Origin of the sequence: Streptomyces sp. WMMC500 (assembly GCF_027497195.1) — a bacterium.
In the GTDB taxonomy this organism is placed as follows: domain Bacteria; phylum Actinomycetota; class Actinomycetes; order Streptomycetales; family Streptomycetaceae; genus Streptomyces.
In genome coordinates this window covers 1228908-1251551 of the sequence record NZ_CP114905.1, presented here as the reverse complement: position 1 = coordinate 1251551, position 22644 = coordinate 1228908, and the positions used below count along the sequence as shown (strand labels likewise).

19 protein-coding genes and 2 pseudogenes are annotated in these 22644 nt (G+C 71.4%); 5 read left to right on the top strand and 16 right to left on the bottom strand.

Annotated features, from left to right (window positions below):
- Window positions 1–21: 21 nt before the first annotated feature.
- Together O7599_RS05190 and O7599_RS05185 are read right to left on the bottom strand one after the other, a co-directional pair.
- On the bottom strand, window positions 22–2406 hold the full coding sequence (locus O7599_RS05190; protein WP_281620902.1) for a phosphoketolase family protein: 2385 nt from the start codon (window positions 2404–2406) through the stop codon (window positions 22–24).
- A 209-nt stretch (window positions 2407–2615) separates the two neighbouring features.
- The gene (locus O7599_RS05185) at window positions 2616–3206 is read right to left on the bottom strand and encodes a hypothetical protein (protein WP_281620901.1); all 591 of its coding nucleotides are present in this window, start codon (window positions 3204–3206) and stop codon (window positions 2616–2618) included.
- 259 nt (window positions 3207–3465) lie between these two features.
- Here O7599_RS05185 and O7599_RS05180 point away from each other — a divergent pair, with 259 nt between their 5' ends.
- Both O7599_RS05180 and O7599_RS05175 read left to right on the top strand, forming a co-directional pair.
- On the top strand, window positions 3466–4170 hold the full coding sequence (locus O7599_RS05180) for a response regulator transcription factor (protein ID WP_281620900.1): 705 nt from the start codon (window positions 3466–3468) through the stop codon (window positions 4168–4170).
- Between the two features lie 132 nt (window positions 4171–4302).
- On the top strand, window positions 4303–5289 hold the full coding sequence (locus O7599_RS05175) for a nitroreductase family protein (protein WP_281620899.1): 987 nt from the start codon (window positions 4303–4305) through the stop codon (window positions 5287–5289).
- 151 nt (window positions 5290–5440) lie between these two features.
- On the opposite strand, the gene O7599_RS05170 is transcribed toward O7599_RS05175, so the two are convergent.
- The 6 genes from O7599_RS05170 to O7599_RS05145 form a co-directional block, all read right to left on the bottom strand.
- Window positions 5441–6352, bottom strand: a complete 912-nt coding sequence (locus O7599_RS05170) for a universal stress protein (RefSeq protein ID WP_281620898.1) — start codon at window positions 6350–6352, stop codon at window positions 5441–5443.
- Window positions 6353–6625: 273 nt separating this feature from the next.
- Complete coding sequence (locus tag O7599_RS05165; RefSeq protein ID WP_281620897.1) at window positions 6626–7810, bottom strand: PAS domain S-box protein; 1185 nt, start codon at window positions 7808–7810, stop codon at window positions 6626–6628.
- Window positions 7807–8886 carry a SpoIIE family protein phosphatase gene (locus O7599_RS05160; RefSeq protein ID WP_281620896.1) on the bottom strand — a complete coding sequence of 360 codons (1080 nt, stop codon included), beginning with the start codon at window positions 8884–8886 and terminating at the stop codon, window positions 7807–7809. Before O7599_RS05160 ends, O7599_RS05165 begins: the two co-directional genes overlap by 4 nt.
- Window positions 8874–9281 carry an anti-sigma regulatory factor gene (locus O7599_RS05155; protein WP_281620895.1) on the bottom strand — a complete coding sequence of 136 codons (408 nt, stop codon included), beginning with the start codon at window positions 9279–9281 and terminating at the stop codon, window positions 8874–8876. Before O7599_RS05155 ends, O7599_RS05160 begins: the two co-directional genes overlap by 13 nt.
- A gap of 13 nt (window positions 9282–9294) precedes the next feature.
- Window positions 9295–9654 carry an STAS domain-containing protein gene (locus O7599_RS05150; protein ID WP_281620894.1) on the bottom strand — a complete coding sequence of 120 codons (360 nt, stop codon included), beginning with the start codon at window positions 9652–9654 and terminating at the stop codon, window positions 9295–9297.
- 20 nt (window positions 9655–9674) lie between these two features.
- A complete protein-coding gene (locus O7599_RS05145) occupies window positions 9675–10886 on the bottom strand; it encodes a PAS domain S-box protein (RefSeq protein WP_281620893.1) in 1212 nt (403 codons plus the stop codon).
- Between the two features lie 226 nt (window positions 10887–11112).
- On the opposite strand from O7599_RS05145, the gene O7599_RS05140 reads away from it, so the two are divergent.
- Entirely contained in the window at window positions 11113–11907 is a 795-nt protein-coding gene (locus tag O7599_RS05140) for an FAD/NAD(P)-binding oxidoreductase (RefSeq protein WP_281620892.1), read from the top strand.
- Here O7599_RS05140 and O7599_RS05135 read toward each other — a convergent pair.
- The 3 genes from O7599_RS05135 to O7599_RS05125 all read right to left on the bottom strand — a co-directional run bounded on the left by O7599_RS05135 (window position 11904) and on the right by O7599_RS05125 (window position 13606).
- Window positions 11904–12092 (bottom strand): hypothetical protein, encoded by a 189-nt coding sequence (locus tag O7599_RS05135; protein WP_281620891.1) that lies wholly within the window; start codon window positions 12090–12092, stop codon window positions 11904–11906. The two genes, O7599_RS05140 and O7599_RS05135, sit on opposite strands and share 4 nt — an antisense overlap.
- Window positions 12092–12547 carry a hypothetical protein gene (locus O7599_RS05130; RefSeq protein WP_281620890.1) on the bottom strand — a complete coding sequence of 152 codons (456 nt, stop codon included), beginning with the start codon at window positions 12545–12547 and terminating at the stop codon, window positions 12092–12094. The genes O7599_RS05135 and O7599_RS05130 overlap by 1 nt, the downstream gene beginning before the upstream one ends.
- Window positions 12548–13120: 573 nt before the next feature.
- Window positions 13121–13606 (bottom strand): RNaseH domain-containing protein, encoded by a 486-nt coding sequence (locus O7599_RS05125; protein ID WP_281620889.1) that lies wholly within the window; start codon window positions 13604–13606, stop codon window positions 13121–13123.
- Window positions 13607–13795: 189 nt separating this feature from the next.
- Here O7599_RS05125 and O7599_RS05120 point away from each other — a divergent pair, with 189 nt between their 5' ends.
- Window positions 13796–15826, top strand: a complete 2031-nt coding sequence (locus tag O7599_RS05120; RefSeq protein WP_281620888.1) for a sialidase family protein — start codon at window positions 13796–13798, stop codon at window positions 15824–15826.
- Window positions 15827–16264: 438 nt separating this feature from the next.
- Here O7599_RS05120 and O7599_RS05115 read toward each other — a convergent pair whose 3' ends face one another.
- The 4 genes and pseudogenes from O7599_RS05115 to O7599_RS05100 all read right to left on the bottom strand — a co-directional run bounded on the left by O7599_RS05115 (window position 16265) and on the right by O7599_RS05100 (window position 20545).
- Entirely contained in the window at window positions 16265–16453 is a 189-nt protein-coding gene (locus tag O7599_RS05115; protein WP_281620887.1) for a hypothetical protein, read from the bottom strand.
- Between the two features lie 352 nt (window positions 16454–16805).
- A complete protein-coding gene (locus O7599_RS05110) occupies window positions 16806–17246 on the bottom strand; it encodes a nucleotidyl transferase AbiEii/AbiGii toxin family protein (protein WP_281620886.1) in 441 nt (146 codons plus the stop codon).
- 1101 nt (window positions 17247–18347) lie between these two features.
- Window positions 18348–18614, bottom strand: a pseudogene (locus O7599_RS05105) (transposase family protein); the annotation flags it as partial.
- A gap of 113 nt (window positions 18615–18727) precedes the next feature.
- Window positions 18728–20545: an AMP-dependent synthetase/ligase gene (locus tag O7599_RS05100; RefSeq protein ID WP_281620885.1), complete on the bottom strand. Its 1818-nt coding sequence runs from the start codon at window positions 20543–20545 to the stop codon at window positions 18728–18730.
- A 473-nt stretch (window positions 20546–21018) separates the two neighbouring features.
- On the opposite strand from O7599_RS05100, the pseudogene O7599_RS05095 reads away from it, so the two are divergent.
- Window positions 21019–21510: pseudogene (locus O7599_RS05095) on the top strand (enoyl-CoA hydratase-related protein); the annotation flags it as partial.
- 65 nt (window positions 21511–21575) lie between these two features.
- On the opposite strand, the gene O7599_RS05090 reads toward O7599_RS05095, so the two are convergent.
- A complete protein-coding gene (locus O7599_RS05090; protein ID WP_281620884.1) occupies window positions 21576–22454 on the bottom strand; it encodes a recombinase family protein in 879 nt (292 codons plus the stop codon).
- Window positions 22455–22644: the final 190 nt, after the last annotated feature.

Below are 22644 nucleotides of genomic sequence, written 5' to 3'. Positions count from 1 at the left end.
GTCTCTCCTTCGACGTGCGGGTCAGGGGGTCCAGGTCCAGTCGGCGACCTCCGGCATGTCGGTGCCGTGGGCGCGGATCCAGACCGCGTGGCGGGCGCGGGCGTCCTCCATGGCCTGGCGCACCGGGGCGGCGCGCACGGCCAGGTCCGGTACGCGGTCGATGACGTCCATGACCAGGCGGTAGCGGTCGAGGTCGTTGCCGACGACCATGTCGAACGGGGTCGTGGTGGTGCCGATCTCCTTGTAGCCACGGACGTGCAGGTGGGGGTGGACGGCGCGGCGGTAGGCGAGCCGGTGGATCAGCCAGGGGTAGCCGTGGTACGCGAAGATCACCGGGCTCTCGCGGGTGAAGAGCGCGTCGAACTCGGCGTCGGTCATGCCGTGCGGATGCTCGTCGTGCGGCAGCAGCCGGGCCAGGTCGACGACGTTGACCACGCGTACGGCCAGGTATGGCAGGTGGCGGCGGATCAGCTGGGCCGCGGCCAGGATCTCCAGGGTGGGCACGTCGCCGGCGCAGGCCAGCACCACGTCGGGGCTGCGCACCCCGCGTTCGGTGCCGGCCCACTCCCAGATGCCGGCGCCGCGGGCGCAGTGCACGCGGGCCTGCTCCATCGACAGCCAGTCGAAGCTCGGCTGCTTGCCCGCGACGATCACGTTGACGTAGTCCCGGCTGCGCAGCGCGTGGTCGGCCACGGACAGCAGGGTGTTGGCGTCCGGCGGCAGGTAGACGCGCACGGCCTCGGGCGCCTTGTTCATCACGTGGTCGACGAAGCCGGGGTCCTGGTGGCTGAAGCCGTTGTGGTCCTGCCGCCAGACGTGCGAGGTCAGCAGGTAGTTGAGGGAGGCGATAGGGCGCCGCCAGGGCAGCCGGCGGGTGGTGCGCAGCCACTTGATGTGCTGGTTGACCATCGAGTCGACGATGTGCACGAACGCCTCGTAGCAGGAGAACATGCCGTGCCTGCCGGTGAGCAGGTAGCCCTCCAGCCAGCCTTGGCAGGTGTGCTCGGAGAGGATCTCCATGACCCGGCCGTGCCGGTCGAGGTGCTCGTCGGTGTCGGTCACGCCGGCCTGCCAGGCTTTGCCGGTGGCGGTGTAGGCGGCGTCGAGCCGGTTGGAGGCGGTCTCGTCCGGGCCGACGAGCCGGAAGTCGCGGCGGCCGGCCGTCGCCTGCATCACCTCGGCGAGGAAGTCGCCGAGCACGCGGGTGGGTTCGTGGGTGCTCCCGCCCGGCTCGACGACCTTCACCGCGTGCCCCTCCAGCGGCGGCAGCGGCAGCTCGCGCAGCAGCAGCCCGCCGTTGGCGTACGGGGTGGCGCCGAGCCGCTGGTCACCGTCCGGCACGCATGCCAGCACCTCGGCGGTGGGACGGCCGTCGCGGTCGAACAGCTCCTGGGGGCGGTAGGAGCGCAGCCAGGCCTCCAGTTGCCGCAGGTGCTCGGGGTGGTCGCGGACCGCGGCCAGTGGCACCTGGTGGGCGCGCCAGGTGCCCTCGACCGGCAGGCCGTCGACCTCGGCGGGGCCGGTCCAGCCCTTGGGTGTGCGCAGCACGATCACCGGCCAGCGCGGGCGCTCGGTGACGCCGTCTTCGCGGGCGGTCCGCTGGATCAGGGCGATGCGGTCGAGCGCGGTGTCCATCGCCCGGGCCACGGCGCGGTGGACGGTCATCGGGTCGTCGCCGGTGACGTGGATGGGGGCGTGGCCGTAGCCGCGCAGCAGCTCGTCGAGTTCGGTCTCGGGCAGGCGGGCCAAGACCGCGGGATTGGCGATCTTGTATCCGTTCAGGTGCAGGATCGGCAGCACGGCGCCGTCGTGGACCGGGTCGAGGAACTTGTTGGAGTGCCAGGAGGCGGCCAGCGGCCCCGTCTCGGCCTCGCCGTCGCCGACGACGCAGGCGACGAGGAGATCGGGGTTGTCCAGCGCGGCGCCGTAGGCGTGGCTGAGGGCGTAGCCGAGCTCTCCGCCTTCGTGGATCGAGCCGGGTGTCTCCGGCGCGACGTGGCTGGGCACCCCGCCGGGGAAGGAGAACTGCCGGAACAGCCGCGCCATGCCGGCCGTGTCCCGGCCGACGTCCGGGTACGTCTCGGAGTACGAGCCCTCCAGCCAGGAGTTCGCCAGCACCGCCGGGCCGCCGTGGCCCGGGCCCCAGACACACAGTGCGTCCTGGCCGCGGGCTTTGACCACGCGGTTGAGGTGGGTGTGCACGAGGTTGAGCCCGGGGCAGGTGCCCCAGTGCCCGAGCAGCCGCGGCTTGACGTGCTCCGGCCGCAACGGTTCGGCCAGCAGCGGATTGTCCATCAGGTAGATCTGGCCGGCCGACAGGTAGTTGGCGGCCCGCCAGTGGGCATCCAGTGCGGCGAGCTCGTCGTCGCCGGGGGCGGCCGGCTCGGGCGTCGTCACCTCTTGCATGAGTCCGTCCTTTGCTGTGGTGTAAGGGGTTACCGCCAGACTCCGCCGCCGCGGCACCCGTCACGTAGGGCCGCACGGGGCGGGAGGGCGGGACCATCGGCTCCGGGTGATGGGGCGTGAAGGAACCGCCGCGGCTCACCGCCCGGCCGGGGGCGACGCTGGGGGACTCCGCCTCGCACGCCGCCGTGGTGACCGCCGGTGTGACGGGGTCAGGCCGTGCGGTGGCCCCAGCGGGGGCCGACGCGCGCCCACTCCTGCTCCCACAGCTCCTCGCGGCGCCGGTCGAAGTGAACGCGTACGCCACGCAGCGCCGCCAGGGACAGGGCGGCGAAGACGCCCGCCACCGACACACCTGCGGTCGTCGCGCCGACGACCTGCTGCGTCGTCGGGGGTGCCGGAACGACCCGGCTCCCGCCGTCGGCGGTCCAGATCCGCGCGGTGGCCCCCACGTCGAGCCTCGCGGGCACCCGCGCCCCTCCGGTGTGCACCGTGCCGTCGTCGTCCGTCCAGCGCACTTTGGTCCGGATCAGCCCGTCGCCGCCGCCTGCGAGTCCGCCGGTGAGCGCCGAACGCGTGAAGAGGGGCTCTGCGTCCTCGACCAGGACGGCCTGGACGGGCTGTCGCGCCCGGCGTTCGTCCTGCAGGTGGTCGTGGTAGGCGGAGGCAGCGGTGGCGCCGACGGCAGGCACGCCGGCCGTGAACAGCACCACCGCCGCCAGCAGGGTCCACGCCTCGACCCGGTCCAGGCGCCGCCGGAGCGGATTACGCCGCCAGCGCCACAGCCATCTCCTCGAGGTCATCGCCCCCACCTCCCGCAACCACGTTCCGTGCCGGCGGGGTCCGGGCACACGATCGCCGGACTCCCGCTTGCACCGTCACACGCGCCGTCGGGACGAAGGAGGGCCGCGAGGGGCCCGCGCCGGGGTACGGGCGGGGCCGTTCCGCATCGCCCCACGGGTCCGTCCGGCCCCTTCCACCGGCTCACCCGCGACGGATAATCGGTCTGCCGTCACGTACCCGTATGGCAGGGGGCGTGCGAACAACCCCGAGGGAGCAGTCATGTCCGAGACACCGGCATCCGCCGCGGAGCGACCGATCCGCGTCTTCCTGCTCGACGACCACGAGGTGGTGCGGCGCGGCCTGCACGACCTGCTCGACGCCCAGCCGGACATCGAAGTCGTCGGCGACGCCGCCACCGCAGCCGAGGCCGTGGCCCGCGGCCCGGCGGTGCGTCCGGACGTGGCGGTGCTGGACGTGCGCCTGCCCGACGGCGACGGGATCAGCGTCTGCCGGGAGCTGCGCTCGCGCATGCCGGAGCTGGCCTGCCTGATGCTCACCTCGTTCGACGAGGACCAGGCGCTGCTCGACGCCATCATGGCGGGCGCTTCCGGTTACGTGCTGAAGCAGATACGCGGCGACGAGATCGTCAACGCCGTACGCACCGTCGCCTCGGGCAAGTCGATGCTCGACCCGGCGACCACCGCCCGGCTCATGGACAGCCTGCGCAGCGAGGCGGAGCCGGAGCCCGAGGACGCGGCGCTGGCCTCGCTGACCGACCGCGAGCGCGACATCCTGGAGCTGATCGGCGAAGGCCTGACCAACCGCGACATCGGCAAGCGGCTCTACCTCTCGGAGAAGACCGTCAAGAACCACATCTCCCGCCTGCTGTCGAAACTCGGCGTGGAGCGGCGCATCCAAGCCGCGATGCTGGCCAGCCAGGCCAAGTCGGCGGGCGACGACCGGCGGCCGGACGGCCGTCGCTGACGGGCCCGGCCGACCCAACCGGCGGGACACACACGGCTCCTGCGGTGGCGCGGCTCCGCCACGCACCCTGACCGCACGGGCGGGCGCACGGCAACGGGCCCGCCCGTACCGGCCACCGGGAGGAGCGCCACCATGCCCGTGAAGACGCTCGACGCGCAGACCCTGGAGACACTGATCTCCGCCGCGGCCGCCGCACCGTCCATCCACAACACCCAGCCCTGGCGCTACCGCCTGGACCCGGACACCGTCACCTTGGAGGCGTACGCGGTCACCGAGCGCGGCCTGCCCCACACCGACCCCTCGGGCCGCGCCCTGCACGTGTCCGTGGGCGCCTCGGTGTTCAACCTCTGCGTCGGCGTCGCGCACTTCGGCTGGACACCGATCGTGCGTCTGCTGCCGCGCCCGAAGGAGCCGCGGCTGCTGGCCACCGTCCGCCTCGCCGGCGGCTCACCCGCCCGCAACGGACACCGCGCGGACCTCTACCCCGCCATCTGGCGCCGGCGCTCGAGCCGGTATCCCTTCGCCGATCGCCGCCCGCCGGCGGAGCTGCTGACCGAGCTGTCCGCCGCAGCCCACACCGCCGGCACCGACCTCAAGCTGCCCGACCCCGCGGAGACCGCCCACCTGCTGCAGCTGACGGCCGAGGCGGAACGCCGCAGCACCGGCGACGCGCTCAAGCGCATGGAGAGCCGCCGCTGGCTGCGCAACGAAGGAGTCCTCGGCATACCGACCGCGGCCCTCGGCCCGATGGACGCGGCCGAGAGGATCCCGATGCGCGACTTCGCGGACCGGGCGGACACCCGTACCCCGGCCGCCGTCTTCGAGAGGAAACCGACCCTCGCCCTGCTCACCACCGGCCACGACCGGCGCGTGGACTGGCTGCGCACCGGCCAGGCGCTGGAGCACGTCCTGCTGGTGGCGACCGCCCACGGACTGCGCTACTCGCTGCTCCACCAGGGGATGGAGTGGCCCGACGTCCGCGAAGCGCTGCGCGACGTCCGCGGTGGAGGCGGCCACGTCCAGATGCTCATCCGCTTCGGCTACGGCCCGCAGGGCCCGCCGACACCGCGCAGCCCGGCCGGCGACGTACTGACCGCCGGCGCACCGGTCCGCGGCTGACGGGCCTGCGATGCCTGTCCAGAGCCGACCTGCCCCGCCAGAGCTGGGGCGACGGGTCGCCCCAGCCCAGGGCGGAGCCGGCCGTGGACGGCCCGGAGGAAGGGCTGGCGTGGCACCTCGGTCGGCCGGGGCAGACGGGGTGCGCGTCACGTCACGTGCCGGGAACGAGAATCACCGGGCAGTGCGCGTGGTGCAGCAGTGCGTGGGTGACCGGGCCCAGACGGCGGCCGAACGGGTGCGTGTGGCGGTGCACCGTCACCACGACCCGCTCGACGGACTTGGTCCGCTCGACGAGGGCGGCGGAGGGCGAGCGGCACTCGTGGTCCGTGGTCACCTCGACCTCGGGGAACTCGTCGCGCACCGGTGCCACGGCGTAGCGCGGCAAGGCCTCGGCCGCCTTGCGGGCCTCGGCCGTCTCCTCGTGGCTGCGCGGGGAGTCGGGCCTCGTGAGGGTGCCGGTGAAGGGCGCGTAGCTCCAGGCGTGCAGGACGTGCAGCCGGGCGCCGCGGCGGGCGGCTTCTTCGAAGCCGTAGCGGACGGCCGCGGTCTCGCTGTTCGACCGCACGCCGACGAGCACGGTGTCGGCGTGTTCGCCGGTGCCGTCGGCGTCGCCTCGTACGACGGCCAGGGGCATATGGGTGTGGGCGGCCACGCGCTGGCTGACCGAGCCGAGCAGCAGTCCGGCGAAGCCGCCGTGCCCGCGGGTGCCGACCACCGTCAGTGCCGCGGTACGACCATGGTGCACCAGTGCCTCAACCGCCGGGTCGCGGGTCACCGTCGTGACCACGTCCAGTTCACCGGCGGCCAGCTTGCGGGCTCGTTCGGCGGCCTCGTCGAGCAGCTCGCGGGTGACCCGCTCGCGCTCGCTGTGCTCGGCGGGGGACAGCCCGAGACCGGCCGAGGCCGGCGGCGGCCACGGCACGCCGCACAGCAGTTGCAGACCGGTGCGGCGGCGTACGGCCTCCTCGACGGCGAACTCCAGGGCTCGTTCCGCGTGTCGGGAGCCGTCGTAGCCGATGACGACGTGGCCGTGCAGCGAGGGTTTTTTGTCTGTGGCGGTCATGGCTTCTTCTTCCGGGGTGTCGGGGGCGGTCGGCGGGGAGGACCGGCGATCGCGGTGCTTGCGACCGCCCGGCCTTCGTCACCTCTCAGCCTCATCGCAGCCCAGGCGCGCTCCCAGGGGCCGGGCGGCTGTCGCGTCCATCCGTCCGGGCAGTCGGCGCAGCCGATCAGCCCATGCCGGAAGAGGCCGGTTGCCGGGCTCCGTCCCCGATACGTGGGCAAGTCGCCCGACGGCCCAGGGCCCAAAGAAAGATGGCCGGCGTTCTCGTCCGGCTCAGTTCCGGGCGGTCCCGTCCCGGTGGCGGGCGAGGGGGATGCGCCAGGCCAGGCGGGTGCCGCCGCTCGGGCGGTCGGCGATCTCGAAGGTACCGCCCAGCTCCTCGGCGCGCTCGCGCAGGTTGGCCAGGCCGCTGCGGCGGGTGCTCGGGCCGACGCCGCGGCCGTTGTCGCTGACGGTGAGCAGCAGCTCCTCGCCGGTGTGCAGGCTCACCTCGGCGGCGGAGGCGTGCGCGTGCTTGCCGATGTTGGACAGGGACTCGCGCAGCACGGCCAGCAGATGAACGGCGATCGCGTCCGGGATGGCCGCGTCGACCGGTCCTTCGAAGGCGACCGTGGGTGCGAAGCCGAGGTTGCGGCGCGCGGCGGTGGTGGCGTCGAAGATCTGCGCACGCAGGCTCGTGGTGTGCTGCGGGGCGCGGTGCAGGTCGAAGATGGCGTTGCGCAGTTCCTGGATGGTGGCGTCGAGTTCGCCGATGACGCCCTTGATGCGGCTGACCGCTTGGGCGTGGTCGAGGAAGGCGGTGACGCCCTGAAGGGTCAGGCCGGCGGCGAACAGGCGCTGGATGACCATGTCGTGCAGGTCGCGTGCGATGCGCTCGCGGTCGGCGATCACCTCCCGCTCGGCGCGGGCGCCGGCCAGTTCGGACTGCAGGGCGAGGCGGCGGCCGATGTCCTGGCCCACGATGGAGTAGCCGATGAGGGCGCCGTCGCCGTCGCGCATGGCCGAGACGGTGACGGAGACGTCCACGAGGCCGCCGTCGGCGCTGCGCCAGCGGGTCTCCACCGGCTCGACGTGCTCCCCGGAGCCCGTGCGGGCCAGCGCGTCCTCGAAGGCCGGCAGCGCGCCCTCGGGAATGAGCTCGTCGGCGGAGCGCCCGACCATCGCGTCGGCGTCGTGGCCGAGGAGGCGGGCGGCGCCGGGGTTCCAGGTCTGGATCGTACGCTGCGGGCTGATGGAGATCATGGCGTCGCCGGAGGAGGTGACGATGGCGGCGAGCCGGGCGGCGGCGCCCCGGGCCTCCTCCAGTTCGGTGTGCAGGGCGATGAGGCCATGGTCGGCGTCGCTCAGCTCACGGCTGAGTTCGGCGATCTGCCGTCTGCCTTCGTCCAGTTCGGTTTCTTGCCGCCGGAGCACCTCCTGCGCCTCGGCGAGCGTACGCGGCGGCTGCGTGCTCCTCACGTCGCCTCTCCCGGGCCCTTGGTCTGTCCTCGCTCCCATGATGGCACCTCCGTGACGATCAGCACGGTGGCGTCGTCGGTCAGCCGGCCGTGGTCGCGGTGGAGTACGGCGGCGATCACGGCGGGGTCGTGCCGGAGCAGGCCGCGGTACTGGGTGACGTCCCAGCCGCTGCGGATTCCGTCGGACGTCAGCACCAGGGTGGAGCCCGGCGTCCAGGGGACGCGCTGCACATCCGGCTTCGGCGGGGACAGCTGGGTGCCGAGGGTGCCGGGCCGGCCGAGGAGCGGGTGGCGCCGGCCGTCGTGCAGGACGCGTCCGGTGATGTTGCCGACTCCGGCGAAGGTCAGCTCGCCGCTGTCCGCGTCGATCAGGCAGGTGCCGAGTACGCCGCCGCGGGTGGCCCGCATCGCCTCGTGCGCCCGGCGCAGGTACCGGGCCGGGTCGGTCATCAGCTGTCGCCCGAACTCCGCCAGCGCCGCACGCGCCGCCGCGGCGGCGGGGGGCCCGTGGCCCAGGCCGTCGACGACGGCGGCCTCCAGCCTGTCGTTGCCGGGGCGTACCGCCCAGCCGTCGCCGGATTCGTCCTCGCCGGGGAAGGGGACGTTGACGCCGCCGTGGCGCCAGCGGGACGTCATCGGCCGGGCTGCGCGATCGAGTCGGGCCAGCACGACGGTGCCGTCCGGGGTGCTGTGGCAGTCGAAGTCGCGGGCCAGGCGGTGGACGGCGGCGAGCCCGGCGCCCAGCCCTCCGGCGGCACGGGGAGGAGGCTCGGGGACGGCGGGGGTGTGCCCGGCGTACGGCCGGGGCGGGATGCGCTCCGGCGGGATCCCGGGGCCGTGGTCGACGGAGATCATTTCGATGCCGTCGCCGGCCGGCCGGAACAGGACGTAGCCGCCGGGGTGCGCGTGGCGCAGCAGGTTGGTGCCGAGTTCCGTTGCGGCGAGTTCGGCTTCTCCCGTACGCAGTCCGGCTCGTCCGGCGGCGGTGCGGGCGACGGCCCGGCGCAGGGCTCCGACGTCCTCCTCGGTGTCGACGGGGAAGCGGCGGTGCGGCGCCTGGCCGGTCAGCGTCGCCACTTCTCGATCACCACCGTGGTGCCTGAGCCCGGGGCCGAGGTGACGGTCATCTCGTCCACCAGGCGGCGCGCGCCGGGCAGACCGAGTCCCAGGCTGCCGCTGGTGCTGAACCCGTCGTCGAGCGCGGCGTCGACGTCCTCGATGCCCGGGCCCTCGTCGGTGAACGTAGCCCGGACGCCCTGCCGGCCGTCGGCGGTGACCCGCTCCGCGCACAGCCGGCCGCGGGCTCCGACGGCGTACTTGAGGATGTTGCGGGCCAGTTCGCTGCCGGCGGTGATCAGCTTGGTCTCGTCCACCAGGCCCAGGCCAGCACTCCGGGCCTGCGCGCGCAGCGTCTTGCGCACCCGTATCAGATCCGTCTGGTCGGAGATGACGATGTCGTCCGTGCCGTCCATGGCCGGTCCCGTGTCAGTCCGCACGGCGACTGCCGTGGCGGCGCAGCCGTGCCAGCAGCGCCAGTCCCTTCTCCGCGTTGAGGGCGGTGTCGAGACCGCCCATCGGAACGCCGAGGTCCACCAGGGTGATCGCCACGGCGGGCTGGATCCCGACGATCGCCACCTCCGCGCCGAGCAGCCGCACCATGCTCACCATGCGGGTCAGCACCCGTGCGATGAACGTGTCGACCACGCTCAACCCGCTGACGTCGATCAGCATGCCGCCGGCACCGGTGCGGGCGACCTCGCGCGTCAGGTGCTCCTCGATCCCGACGACCGTGTCGTCGTCGAGGTCGCCATGCAGCGAGACCAGCAGCGTGTCGCCGATCCGCATGACCGGCCCCGCCTCGCCGTTCACAGGGTGCCGTCCAGCGGGTCCGTCGCTCCCGGCGCGGAGTTGCGCTCCTCAAGGACCGCCAGCGCCAGTTGGAGTGCGTCGCGCAGTGTGTTGCGGGAACGCAGCCGCCCCATGTCGATGCCCAGGTGAACCATGGACTGGGCCGTCTCCGGCCGCACCCCGCTCATGATGCTCTCCGTGCCCATCAACGCGGCCGCCTGGACGGTGCGCAGCAGGTGCTGCGCGACCTGGGTGTCGATCGTCGGCACGCCGCTGATGTCGAGGATCGCCACCTCGGCCTCGGTCTCGGCGATCCGCTGCAGCAGCCCTTCGGTGAGCCGGGCCGCGCGGCCGGTGTCGAGGGTGCCGATGAGGGGCAGGGCGAGGACCTTGTCCCACACCTGGATCACGGGGGTGGACAGTTCCATGATCTCATCGCGCTGCCGCATCAGGCGCTGCTCGGTCTCGCGGCGGTCGGTGACGTCCCGGATGGCGGCCGAGACCAGGACTCCCTCGTCGGTCTCCAGCGGGCTCAGGCTGATCTCGACGGGGAACTCGGAGCCGTCGCGGCGCAGTCCGTACAGCTCCAGCCCCACACCCATCGGGCGCATCCGGGGGTCGGAGAGGAAGCCGGTTCGGTGTCCGTAGTGCTGCTTGCGGAACCGGGGCGGGACCAGGACCTCTATCTCCTGGCCTATCAACTCCTCGCGGTCGTAGCCGAACAGCAGGTCCGTCTGCCGGTTGGCGAGCCTGATCCGGCCGTCGGCCCCGATGATGACCATCGCGTCCGGCGCCGACTCCAGCAGGCCGTGGAACAGGGAGTCCGCGCGCCGCTGGTCACTGGCGTCCTTGACGACCTCGGCGAAGCCGAACACCTCGCCGCCGGCGTCCCGAATCGCGGTGAGCACCGAACTGGCCCAGTACCGCTCGCCGTTCTTGCGCTGCCGCCAGCCCTCGGACTCGTACCGGCCGCTCTCCCGCGCGGTGGCGAGCGCCTGCTCTGCCCGACCGGCCGCCCGGTCGTCGGCCGGGTAGAGCATGGCCGCGGGGTGGCCCAGTGCCTCGTCCTCTTCGTAGCCGTGCAACAGCCGGGCACCACGGCCCCAGCCGGCTATCCGGCCCTCGGCGTCGAACCTGACGATTGCGTAGTCGGTGATCGCGTCCAGCAGCGACTGCAGATCGCGCAGTCGTACATTCGGCTCCCGGTCCTCCGGTGCGGGCTCCGTCATCTCCCGTCCCTTCCTTCCCCTCGGGATCGTCAGGCCCTCCCAAGCCCGTGCGCGGATGCTACCTCCGCCGGTGCTCTTGCGCCCTGGTGCCGGGCAGCGATCTCGCCACCGCGGGGCAGGACTTGGCGGGCGAGGGCCGAGCGGCCTGCGGAACGGCCCGGCCGGCGCCCGGGTCCGGCCCCAGCAGCCCTGCGTACCGGTAAGGGCGCGGGTGGACGGTACGGACATGACGCGGAAACTGATCGTGATATTGGGCGCAGGCACCGGCGGCACACTGGTGGCGAACCGGTTGCGGCGCTCCTGCCCCTGGCACGAGGCCGAGATCACCGTGGTCGACGAAGACGACGATCACGTCGACCAGCCGGGCCTGTTGTTCGCCCCCTTCGGACAGGTCACGGTGTCCGGCGTCGTCCGGCCCCGCCCCCGGCGGTTGCGTGACGGGATCCACCGCCGACGCCACGAAGTGACGTACGTGGACACGGCCGCGCGTTCCGTCTACGTCGCCGACGGCACCCTGCTGCACTACGACGTGCTCGTGGTAGCCACCGGCGCGATGCCGCAGTTCGACGAGGTCGAGGGCTTGACCGGGACCGGCTGGCAGGAGAACGTCTTCACCTTCTCCACCGCGGAGGGCGCGGCCGCCCTGCGACCGGCGCTGGATCGGTTCGAAGACGGCCGGCTGGTGGTCGCGCCGGCCGGCCTGCCGGCCGCGTGCCCGGTCGCGTCGCTGGAGTTCGTCCTCATGGCCGACGAGTACTTCCGCAGGCGCGGTATCCGCCACCGCGTACAGCTCGCCTATGTAACCCCACCGGAGGAGGCATCCGCCCGGCCGGTCGTCGCCCGGTCAGTGGGCGACGTGCTCGCGGACGCAAACATCGAGTTCGTGCCGGACTTCGCCACCGGCGAGGTCGACGGCGCCGGCCGCAGGCTCGACTCGTACGACAAGCGAGAGGTGCGCTTCGACCTGGCGGTCGTGAACCCGCCGCACAGAGGTGCGCCGCTCCAGCTTTCCAGTCGCTAGGCGCGGGCGCCGCGGCGTGCCCAGGCCCGGTTCGGGTGGGGGCCGGCGTCGGTGAGCCGGTAGCCGTAGGGTGGCCGGCCGCCGAGGTAGCGTCCCTGTTCGCGGGCCTGGACGGTCATGGCGGTCCGGGCGCGCAGCCGGGCGCGGGCGATCTCCCGCTTGGACAGGATGCCCAGCAGGATCATCAGCTCCTCGTGCCCGGCCAGCCCGGGTCGACCGGGCTGCCCAGTTCGGGCAGCCACAACCGGACGCCGTGGTGTTCGAAGAGCGGGGCCATGGCGGCGAACTGGCTGCCGTAGAAGGCCCGCTCGCTGGAGCCGATTACCACCGCGTCGAAGGCGCGGCCGGGATCGGCCAGTGCGTCGATCAGGCGGGCGGCTTCCGGGCGGCGGGGCCAGGGCAGCACCCGGCTGTGCCCGATGTCGAAGAACTCGGCGGTGACCCGCCCGTGCCCGGCGACCAGCGCCTGCGCACGCAGCAACTGCCAGCCCCGGGAGGTGGCCGGGTCCTGGAAGTCCTCCGTCGACACCCGCCCGTAAAACGCAAACCGCACCCCAGCCTGGGCCTTCGGCGCGGTCGCCTGGCTGCCCACCCATGTGCCCAGCGCGCCCGGGTCGGCAGGCAGGTCGAACAGCTGCAATGTACGCGTCGAAGCCATGTCGAACCTCCCTGCAGGCGCTACCCGCCAGCCCAAGGGGATCGGAATGCTCGGGTACGCCATTGCGACCGTCGCACGCGCAGCCGACGAAGGGAAACGGAAGTCACTCGTTCGGGTGGAGGGGTATTGACAAGTCTCCGTGATCGACCCTCCGGGCTCGTTCTGATGCATGCCGCGAGCCGTGGTGGTGGAGTCTCAGGGATTGATGTCCGTGTCGGGGAATCCGTCTACGTCGTGTCGTCGTCGGGTGCGGCCGGGGTTCCCCAGGCTCCGCGTCAGGCTCCTTCCCCCGGGCCAGCTTGTGCAGGCATCCAGTTCGGCGAAGTGGCCGTTCTCCAGGCGTCGGCGGGCGCGTGAAGTACCCAGCTGTCGGGGTACACGCCTGTGCCGCTGACCTCGATAAGCCTGAACGCCCAGATGGGCGGCCTGCCGGGGCCCGAGCGCCGGCCAGGGTGGTGAGGACCCGGCGCCGCAGCCGCACGCCTATCAGGCCGATGCCACGCATGATCCGGACAACACGCTTTAGCTACTGCGGAGCAGACGACTCGCGGTGCATCAGTCGAGGCTGAAGCCACTGAAGTCGAAGGTGAGCTGTTCCTCTTCGTCGGGTTCCACTACTTCGTCGCCGTCGTGGGGAATGCCGTATTCGTCGGCGAGGCTGGCGAGGTGCAGTACGAGCGGCAGGCCGAGGACGTCGCGATAGTCGTCGTCGCACATACGCTGCAGGTGGGCGAACATGGCCCAAGTCTCCGCGTCGTCCTGGGGTTGGAGGCAGGCTGCGGTGATCTCCAGTACGTCGGGGTTCGAGGCGTTCTTGGTGGGGCGGTATTCGTTCTTGCCGTTCTCGTTGACGTGTGGGGTGAGCTTGGCGGCCTCCACGCTGATGCCTGTGTGTTTGCTGTCTTTGTCGGCGGTGCTGTAGAAGACCCGGTTGTCCTGCCCGGCCTCTTCCGATTCGGGTACCCACAGCCCCTTGGCGATGCCGGCGCGCTGCTTGCCGCGGTGGCGTTCCTCGTCGAGCTGCTCCTTCGGGGCCACCATTCGGCGGTCTCATCTCGGGTGCCGTCGGCGATACGGAGGATGCGCAGCTGCTTGCCGTACAGCGCGATGCGCGGGTGTGTCCAGCAGACGGCTGATCCGCCGCGGAACTCCGGGCCGCCAGGGCACGGCTCACTCGCGTCTCGCTACTCCCGCTGACACGCCGGTATTTGTAGGATATCTTGCAGATCCATGACAGCCGCTTCCCATCGAACTCCTCGCTTCCGCCGACGCGTCCTGCGCCTGTCCGGGGCGTTGTTGGTGGCGCTCGGCGGCCTCAGCGTGTACCTGGCGCGGCCCGGGGCCGAGTCCGCCGGTGCCGCTCCCGCGGCCACCGTCGACCCCTTCGAGGCGCAGACCACGACCCTCTTCACCGCCTCGGGCCCCGGCTGCTACCGCATCCCCGCCGTCGTCCGCACCGCGAGCGGGTCGCTGCTGGCCTTCGCCGAGCAGCGGGTGAACTCCTGCGAGGACAAGTCCAACATCCGCCTCGTCTCCCGTCGGCTGCCCGCGGGCAGCGGCACCTGGGAGTCCAGGAAGACCGTCGCCGAGGGCACCGACGCCGACGCGGACGCCCCGGCGACCCGCGGCAACGCCGCCCCCGTGGTCTACCGCACCCTCGACGGCGCCCCCGCCACCGGCCAGCCCGACGGCCGGATCGTGCTGCTGAGCACCTTCAACCCGGTCGACCCCGCGGCGCCCGGCGAGACCAACTCGGGTGCGCCCCGCACCCCGTACGTGCAGTACAGCACCGACGACGGGCAGAGCTGGACCAGGCCGAAGAGCCTCTACGAGCAGATCGACGACCCGGAGTGGGGGCACTACGCCACCGGGCCCGTGCACGCCGTCCAGCTCACCCGCGGCGAGCACGTGGGCCGGCTGATGGCGGGCGTCAACTACAACTTCCGCGACGACTCCGGCACTCCGGTGTACGGCGCGATGATCGTCTACAGCGACGACGGCGGCACCACTTGGCGGGAGGGCGCCCGCCGCACCTACCCGTCGGACAGCTCCACGATCCAGCCGCAGGAGCTGAGCCTGGTCGAGCTCGCCAACGGCGACGTCTACGTCTGGACCCGGCAGAACCACTTCCGGGACGACGGCAACGATGCCGACGTCACCGCGCGCCCGCACCGGCTGGCCGCGGTCAGCAAGGACGGCGGGGCGAGCTTCACCGCCGCCGGCTTCCAGCCCGTCGAGGGCTACGAGGCGCCGCGGGCGCAGTCGGCGGTGCTGCGGATGGACGCCACCGACGAGGGCAACCCGTACAACCGCATCCTCACCTCCGCGCCGGCCTGGAACAACTCCCGCCGGGCCATGACCGTCCGCTCCTCCTTCGACGAGACGGCGACCTGGCAGGGCGTCGACACCGTCGCCAGCGACTCCACCGACGAGGGCGTCCAGGTCTGGGGCAGCAAGAACCGCGGCCTGCCGAAGGACGAGTGCGCCTGCTACGCCGGCTACTCCGACCTGGTCGAGCTGCCCGACGGCGACATCGGCCTGCTCTACGAGCGCGGCAGCACCTCCGTCTACGAGGAGATCGCCTTCGTCCGGCTCGAGCCGGATGACCTGCCCGCCCCCGCGACCACCCCCGACACCGCGCGGTCCGCCGACGCGCTGGCCTTCGACGGCACCAGGAGGACGGTCGACGGGCGGTTCGGCAACGGCCTGGTCTTCGACGGCCAGACCGGCCGCGTCCAACTGCCCTACGCCCCGGAGCCGCTCCTCGGCACCGGGGACTTCACCGTCTCCACCTGGATCAAATATGGCGACAAACGCACCGGCCAGGCCGTCTTCTGGGCGAACGGCATGAACGACGCACCGCAGTTGTGGCTGCGCGCGGAGCCGGACGACGGCCGGCTGCTCGCCCGCCTCAACGACGCCACCGACCCGGCCGTCAGTGTCACCACCTCCCGCGCCTACGCCGACAACGCCTGGCACCACGTCGTGCTGCGCCGCAGCGGCGACACCCTGACCGTGTTCGTCGACGGCACCGAAGCCGGCTCGGCGACCGGGGCGGCCGGCGACGTCATGGGCAGCGATCCCGCCCCCGTCCACCTCGGGCAGCGCATGGACGGAGCACAGCGCTTCCAGGGCACCATGGACGAGTTCCGCATCTACGACCGCGCCCTGACCGCGGCCGAGATCACCAGCCTGCGCGACACGAACGAGACGAGCGGCACAGAACTCGTAGCGCACCTGCCCCTGGGCACCCTTTCCTGAGGCGCTCCGTCCGGCCCGGGACCAAACCGCGGGCCGGACGGGCCTGATCGGACGGCCAGCCAGGTCGTGGATGTGGTGTTGGCCGGCGCGGGCCACATCTGCACCCTGCAGCGCACCGCTCGCGACACGTTCTCCGTGCAGCGGGTACGCGGATGGCAGAAAGATCCTGCGAAAACCGGCTCCCGGCCCCACCTACTGGTCCCGGCTGCTTGCTGATGCTCGGGGGCAGGTCTTCTCACGGGCAAGGCCGCCTGAAACGGATCGACGAACGCTCGGAGGGCCAGTCAGCCAAGTGGACCGCGTGAGCGGTCATGTGCCGCGTCAGGCGCGTGGGGTTCCCTCGTAGGCCAACGCCGATCAAGACACTGTCTCAGCCGCGCCCGTCCTCCGGGTGCGGCGCCGGTGGTAGTCGAGGGTGACAGCGGCTATCAGGGGGCCTCAGGCGGTGAGCGGCGTGTAGCACAGCGTGCCGACGACACCAAGGTCCAGCTCCCGGTCAGGTTGCTCCTCGCCGACGAGGACCGGGCCGTTGCCCGTGACGTCGAAGGCCGCGTTGACGACGGCGTACGCGGAGAGCAGCATGAGTAGCACCGCGCCGCACGCCGCCGCGCCCACCACGGTGCGCATCGGCACGCTCCGCCCGCCGAGCAACGGCAGCCTCCGTGGGAACACCCGGGCGCCGCAACGCGAACCCCTTGCAGCGCAATGATCCGGAGGCTCGGTGATCAGGGAATCTCGTCTACATCGCGGTTCTCGAAGAGGCGCTCGACGAGATGTGTATGCCAGTTGTTGGCCCAGCGGCGTAGGTCGCCGACGGTCTCGGCGGTGAGTCCGTAGGCGACGAAATCCTCGTCGGCGAAGAGGGTGGCGGCCCCGAGGTGGTCGATGATGGTTTCGGGATCGAAGTCCGGTTCGTGGCGGCGGCCGAGGTTCTCCAGCTCGATGTAGGAGAACTGCTCGCGCAGCGCGTGCAGGTCGATCAGGTCGCGGGGTAGGAGCGGTCGTGCAGCGCGCGGACCTTGAGACCGACGGCGTCGTCGAAGGAGATGGCTTGGAGGTGTTCTCCGGAGGGGCCGGTGATGGCCAGATGGTTCGGGGAGAGAGCCTCCTTCAGCAGATCGACCTCAAGCTGCTCGATGCCGTCTGGCAGGGTCAGCAGCATGCGCACGGATCGTTCGCTGCCCTCCAGGATGCTCACCTGGTAGCCCGCGTCGCGGTATGCACCAGCGAGTTCGTCGGCGATGTGTGTCAGGGGCTGTGCGGCGCTGGTGGCGAGGTCGAGATCCTGCGAGGGGCGGCTGATGACCTGATGGGCGCGCAGCGCGTAGCCGCCGGCGATCAGCAGGCCGAGCCGCTCGAGGACGGTGCTGCCGTCACGCAGGGCACGGGCATGAGATGCCGGCAGTGACTCGAGGCTCACGCGACGGTAGGCAAGAGGAGGTGGTCTTCCCATGCCTGGCGGATGGGACGGCCGATCAGGCGTCGGAGCTGAGGCCAGGCGTGCCGCAACAGGGTGGCGTCGAGGTAAGACTCAGCGTCCTCGCGTCGGCCCTCGGTCAGCACGATGGAGTACAGCAGCAGCCGGGCCCTGGGGTCGGCGACGTCGAAGGTTCGGGAGCCGGACCAGGCGAGGTGCAGGGGCAGAGTGACTAGGCCCTGGTCCGGTCCGTGTAGGTCCTCCAGGGAGGAGGGAAGGCGGGCGTCCAGGTGTGCCCACCGTGGAGGGAGGGCGGCCGCGGTCACATCCATGAGGCCATTATCCACAGCAGTCGCGCTATCGCCCGTCCCGTGCGTAGTCTCAAAGACGGTGAGTACGCAGGCCCCCGGTCTCCGCTATGCGTGAGGCTTACATGAACGGACGCCTGCGGATGAGATGGGATCGGCCGAGACCGCACGGCATGCGGCCCCGGCCTGACCTGGATGGATGGGTATTCACTGCTGTGGGTTCTCGTCTTGCGCCCCACCGCCTCGGCGTCGCTGGGCCGATCAACCCAACGGAAGCCGAGTTCTCCGTGCGAGTGCGTGGGTGTAGTGGTCAACTCGCCCCTCGGACACTTCAGAATCGGCTTTGGTCCGCCTGTTGACCAGGCCGTTTGTCGTGTGGACGCCTTTGGCGACCGATGGCGGCGGTAGGTCAAGATGCTGCCGGGTGGCGCTCTGACCAGTGGATTTTTCGAACGGCCAAGCGTGGGGGTTCAAGTCCCCCGTTTGCCCGAGTTGCCCATTTGGTGAGCAGTTGACTTTCCCGGTGGAGCGGGAGTGCGAGGGATCGGGGCGCTGTCCCTGGAGCGCTCGTGCGCGTTCACCAGGAGGGACAGCAGTGCTCTGGCGACCTCGGGGGTGAGCGCCGATGCCCCGGTGGCCGCTGTCCCGTCCCGGTCAGGGCCGCAGGTCGGCGGCGACAAGTTCGGCGTACGTGCATTCGGCGGTGGAGAGGCTGCGGTGGTCGCAGACCGCGGCTGAAGCGTGTGGCAAAAGGCGGCGTTCAGGCAGGTCAGGTTTGGTGAGCGTGGATTTCTGGTCATGACGCGAGGGCGAGGTTGTGCACGTGTGCGACGGCCTGGATGGCGTGGTGGAGTCCGTGGTGGCGTTGACGGCAGTCTCGGAGGATCTTGTAGTTCTTCATCGCCGCGAAGGTGTGCTCGTCGCGGGCGCGTACCCGGCGATGCTCGGCGTTGTCCTCCTCCTCGCCCGGTAGCAGGGCCCGCCCGGGGCGTCTGCGGTGCGGCACGATCAGGCCGGTGTTGAGGTAGGCGCCGTCGCCCAGCACCGTCACGCCGCGGCAGTGTGGCGGCAGCGGTAGGCCTGGCGACCGTGTGACCAGCAGGTGGCGTTGACTGCCCATGCCGAGGTCCTTGTCGTCGTGCTGACCGCAGTCTGCTGACCGCTGTTCTACCGGATCTACGTGTACATCGATTCGATCGTCGCGGCGTGCAGCCGGTCGATCGCCCTGCGCCGCAGGCTCAGCTTCGGTGTCAGCTCGCCGGACTCCGGAGTCCACGGCCCGGCCAGGACCTCGTACTTCTTCACCTGTTCCGCGCGGGAGAGCGCGGCGTTGGCCTCCGCGACGGCCTTGTCGAGGGCGCTGAGCACCTCGGGGTGGCGCGCCAGCTCGCCGGGGCCGGCGGCAGCGATCCCGTTGGCCTGCGCCCAGAGCGGAGCCACTTCCTCGTCGAGGACGAGCAGCGCGGTGACGAAGCGGCGTCCGTCGCCGATCGCCACGGCCTGGGCGACGAGGGGATGCGCCCGCAGCAGGGACTCGATCTTCGTCGGGGCGATGTTCTTTCCGCCGTCGGTGATGATGATCTCCTTCTTGCGGTCCGTGATCCGGACCAGGCCGCGCTCGTCGATCGCGCCGACGTCGCCGGTGGGCAGCCAGCCGTCCTGGTCGGTGGCCGCCTCGATACGGCCGTCGGCCGTCAGGTAGCCGGGGAAGACGACGGGGCCGCGGACGAACAGCTCGCCGTCGGCGGCGGCCTTCACCTCGATACCCGGACCCTGTGCACCGACCGCGCCCAGGGCGAACGCCTCTGGGGTGCTCACCGTCGCCGCCCCGGTGGTCTCGCTCAGGCCCCAGACCTCGTACACGGGGAGCCCGAGGCCGGCCAGGAACTCCAGGACCGCGGTGGGGATCGGCGCCGCGCCGCTGAACGCCCGGTGGCAGTCGTCGAACCCGATGGCTGCCCGGACCGGCCGCAGCACCTGCGCGTCGAGCTGCTCCAGCTTTGCCGCGAGCTGGTCCGGCACGTCCTGGCCGGCGGACCGCAGGTGGAATGCCCCCCAGGCCGCCTCCTGTGCCTGCTTCACCGCCGCGGACTGCTCCGCGGGGAGCGCGGCGAGCTTCGCCCGCAGGCCGGCGGCGAGCTTCTCCCACACCCGGGGGACGCCGAAGAAGCCGTGCGGCCGCACGGCGAGCAGCGCCGGCAGCAGCCCCGCCGGGTCGGGGCAGATGGTGACGTGGCCGGCGTTGCAGACCGGCATGTAGATCCCGAGCACCCGCTCGGCGACGTGCGCCATCGGCAGGTATGCCACCGTGCGGGGATGTTCGGGCACGGCGACGAGGTGGTCCTGCATCAGGGACTCGTAGATCACGTTGCGGTGGGTGAGCACCACGCCTTTGGGCTCGCCGGTGGTGCCCGAGGTGTAGACGAGGGTCAGCGGCTGGTCCGCGGTGACCGTGTCGGTGAGCACCTCGAACGAGGCGTCTCCGGGCGGCCCTTCGCGGGGCACGTCCGCGTAGCGGACGACGAGCCGGCCGCCGGGCGGGACGCCCTCCGGGTCGAGGACGACGACGGCGCGCAGGTGCGGCAGCTCGTTGAGGATCGGCTGCCAGCGCCGCATCTGCTCCTCGCCCTCCAGGACGAGGGCGGTGGCCCCGCTGTGCCGGGCGACGAAGCGCAACTGCTCGGTGCTGAGCGTGTCGTACAGGCTGCAGGCCAGTGCCCCCAGGTGGATCGCGGCCAGGTCGGCGATCCAGTGCTCCGGCCGCTTCGACATGGCGATCAGCATCCGGTCGCCCCGGCTCAGGCCGAGCGCGGCCAGACCGCGGGTCAGGGCGGCGACCTCGGCGCGCAGTTGCGCCCAGGACAGCGTCGTCGCGTCCCGCCCGATCCCGCTCGTGAGCGCGGGACGGTCGGGAAACTCCCGGGAGTTGCGGCGCAGCAGGCGGGTGATCGTCAGCTCTGCTGCGGACTGGTGCAGATGCTCTGCGGTGACCACGGCGGACTCCCCTCATCGCGGACCATCAGCGGACTCATCGCGCGGCCCTCACGATGGACCAACTGTTGTCTGGATGTCAATAGATCGGTGCACCACGTCAACGCGGGCACGTCGCCCTTGTTGAGGGTCCCGGCCGCTTCACAGGGGAGGGTGTCGTAGCATTATTGACGCAATGACAATAACGGAGTTACCTGTCTTCCTCCACGGGCGCACGACGGAGCAGATGACGATGACCGAAGCCTTCATGTACGACGCGGTGCGCACCCCGCGCGGCCGCGGCAAGAACGGCGCGCCGCAACGTTGCCGCGCAGAAGGTCCGTTCCGGTTGGGAGCAACTCGTGGTCGCGGGCGGCGTCGAGTCGATGCCGCGCGTGCCGACCGGCCGTCACCCTCTGCGCCGGCGGCGGCATGGGCATCGCCACCGTCTCGAACGCCTCTGAACCCGCACGCACCCGGAAGGAACGCCGTACCCCATGCCGGAGAAAAGCATGATCAGGTGGGAGCAGGATCCGGACGGGATCGTCATGCTGACCATGGACGACCTCGGGCAGGACGTCAACACGATGAACCAGACCTACGCCGACTCGATGGGAGCCGCCGTCGACCGGCTCGAAGCCGAGCGGGAGAGCATCGCCGGCGTGGTGCTCACCTCCGCCAAGAAGAGCTTCGTCGCTGGCGGCGACGTCGGTTTCCTGAGGACGGCGAGGCCGGAGAACGCCGCCGAGCTGAGCGACCTCTGTACGACTCTGAAGTCGCAGCTGCGGCGCCTCGAGACCCTCGGCAGGCCGGTCGCCGCGGCCATGAACGGCACGGCGCTCGGCGGCGGCTACGAGATCGCGCTCGCCTGCCACCGCCGCATCGCGCTGGACGCGCAGGACAGCCGCATCGGCCTGCCGGAGGTGACCCTGGGACTGCTGCCCGGCTGCGGCGGGGTCAGCCGGACCGTCCGGCTGCTGGGCCTGGAGGGGGTATGACCCAGATACGCGTCAAAGGGGCAATCAGTTGATCTTGAAGCCCTGAAGGCGTCCAGTCAGTCGGTGCTGTCGGTGTCCTCGGCGAGGATGCGGTAGACGGTGGCGACTGAGGGCCGCTTGCCCTTGTTCTTGCCCGAGGTGATGACCAGCTTGCTTGCGATCTCAGGGACGGGGACCCCGTTGACCCGCAGGCTGCGGGCGAACGCGGCCATGTCGTCGTCGACGACCTTCGGGCGTCCGCCATGTCGGCCCCGCTCACGAGCGGACGCCTGGCCCTCCAGGGACTTCTCCCGGATGTACTCGCGCTCGGACTCCGCCATGCCGGCGAAGAACGCGAACAGGGCGGCGCCGTGCCCGGACGGGTCGTAGACCCCCTGGAGGGGTCCGGTGAGGAGTTCGAGCTGGATGTCGTGGTGGCGCAGGTCCTCGGCGATGGCCAGCAACTCGGCGGCGCCGCGGCCCAGGCGCTTCATCTCGTGCACGGTGAAGATCACCCGTTGGTGCGGGACGGCCTTCTTGATGGTGCGGGCGAAGTCCATGGCCTTGACGAACTCCGGCCTCACCTTGACCCGGGTGCTGATCTTCTCCGAGAAAACCGGATCACAGCCCGCCTCATCCAGAGCGTCGAGCTGGCTCTGAAGTTCTTGCTGAGCAGTACTGCAACGCGCGTAGCCCACCCTCGTGGGCTTGGTCGCGCCCTCCGGCACGGCGGCGGCGATCGCCGGGCCCATCTCCCACACGCGGCCGGGGCTGCGGTTGGCAGGGGTGCGGACTTCGAGTTCCGCGCGGAGCTGGGAGACGAGCATGAAGCGTGGGGTGTGATACTTCGGGGCGACCTTGCCGCCGCGGGTGCGGCAGGTGCTTCCGGCGGGCGCTTCACAGGTGGGGCAGTCGAACTGTTCGACGACGGCGGCCGGTTCGGTGAGCTCTGGCATGTCGCAGAACCTATCGCGAGGAGCATTGTGCGAAGGCTGTTTTGCGAGAGGTTGTGAGAGCGGGGATCAGAGGCAAACCGGACATGATCCGGCGGGGGTCTCCGGCCTCTCAGAACTACTCATTTCTGCGAGTGTGATGCAGGCGACCTTCACCAAGGGAGACCTCTTGTCGCACAAAATCCTTTGTGCA

What these genes read in the sequence shown, in the direction of transcription:
- O7599_RS05190 (WP_281620902.1), bottom strand. Translation starts at nt 2,406, where the DNA reads ATGCAAGAGGTGACGACGCCCGAGCCGGCCGCCCCCGGCGACGACGAG.
- O7599_RS05185 (WP_281620901.1), bottom strand. Translation starts at nt 3,206, where the DNA reads ATGACCTCGAGGAGATGGCTGTGGCGCTGGCGGCGTAATCCGCTCCGG.
- O7599_RS05180 (WP_281620900.1), top strand. Translation starts at nt 3,466, where the DNA reads ATGTCCGAGACACCGGCATCCGCCGCGGAGCGACCGATCCGCGTCTTC.
- O7599_RS05175 (WP_281620899.1), top strand. Translation starts at nt 4,303, where the DNA reads ATGCCCGTGAAGACGCTCGACGCGCAGACCCTGGAGACACTGATCTCC.
- O7599_RS05170 (WP_281620898.1), bottom strand. Translation starts at nt 6,352, where the DNA reads ATGACCGCCACAGACAAAAAACCCTCGCTGCACGGCCACGTCGTCATC.
- O7599_RS05155 (WP_281620895.1), bottom strand. Translation starts at nt 9,281, where the DNA reads ATGGACGGCACGGACGACATCGTCATCTCCGACCAGACGGATCTGATA.
- O7599_RS05150 (WP_281620894.1), bottom strand. Translation starts at nt 9,654, where the DNA reads ATGCGGATCGGCGACACGCTGCTGGTCTCGCTGCATGGCGACCTCGAC.
- O7599_RS05145 (WP_281620893.1), bottom strand. Translation starts at nt 10,886, where the DNA reads ATGACGGAGCCCGCACCGGAGGACCGGGAGCCGAATGTACGACTGCGC.
- O7599_RS05140 (WP_281620892.1), top strand. Translation starts at nt 11,113, where the DNA reads ATGACGCGGAAACTGATCGTGATATTGGGCGCAGGCACCGGCGGCACA.
- O7599_RS05135 (WP_281620891.1), bottom strand. Translation starts at nt 12,092, where the DNA reads ATGATCCTGCTGGGCATCCTGTCCAAGCGGGAGATCGCCCGCGCCCGG.
- O7599_RS05125 (WP_281620889.1), bottom strand. Translation starts at nt 13,606, where the DNA reads ATGGTGGCCCCGAAGGAGCAGCTCGACGAGGAACGCCACCGCGGCAAG.
- O7599_RS05120 (WP_281620888.1), top strand. Translation starts at nt 13,796, where the DNA reads ATGACAGCCGCTTCCCATCGAACTCCTCGCTTCCGCCGACGCGTCCTG.
- O7599_RS05115 (WP_281620887.1), bottom strand. Translation starts at nt 16,453, where the DNA reads ATGCGCACCGTGGTGGGCGCGGCGGCGTGCGGCGCGGTGCTACTCATG.
- O7599_RS05090 (WP_281620884.1), bottom strand. Translation starts at nt 22,454, where the DNA reads ATGCCAGAGCTCACCGAACCGGCCGCCGTCGTCGAACAGTTCGACTGC.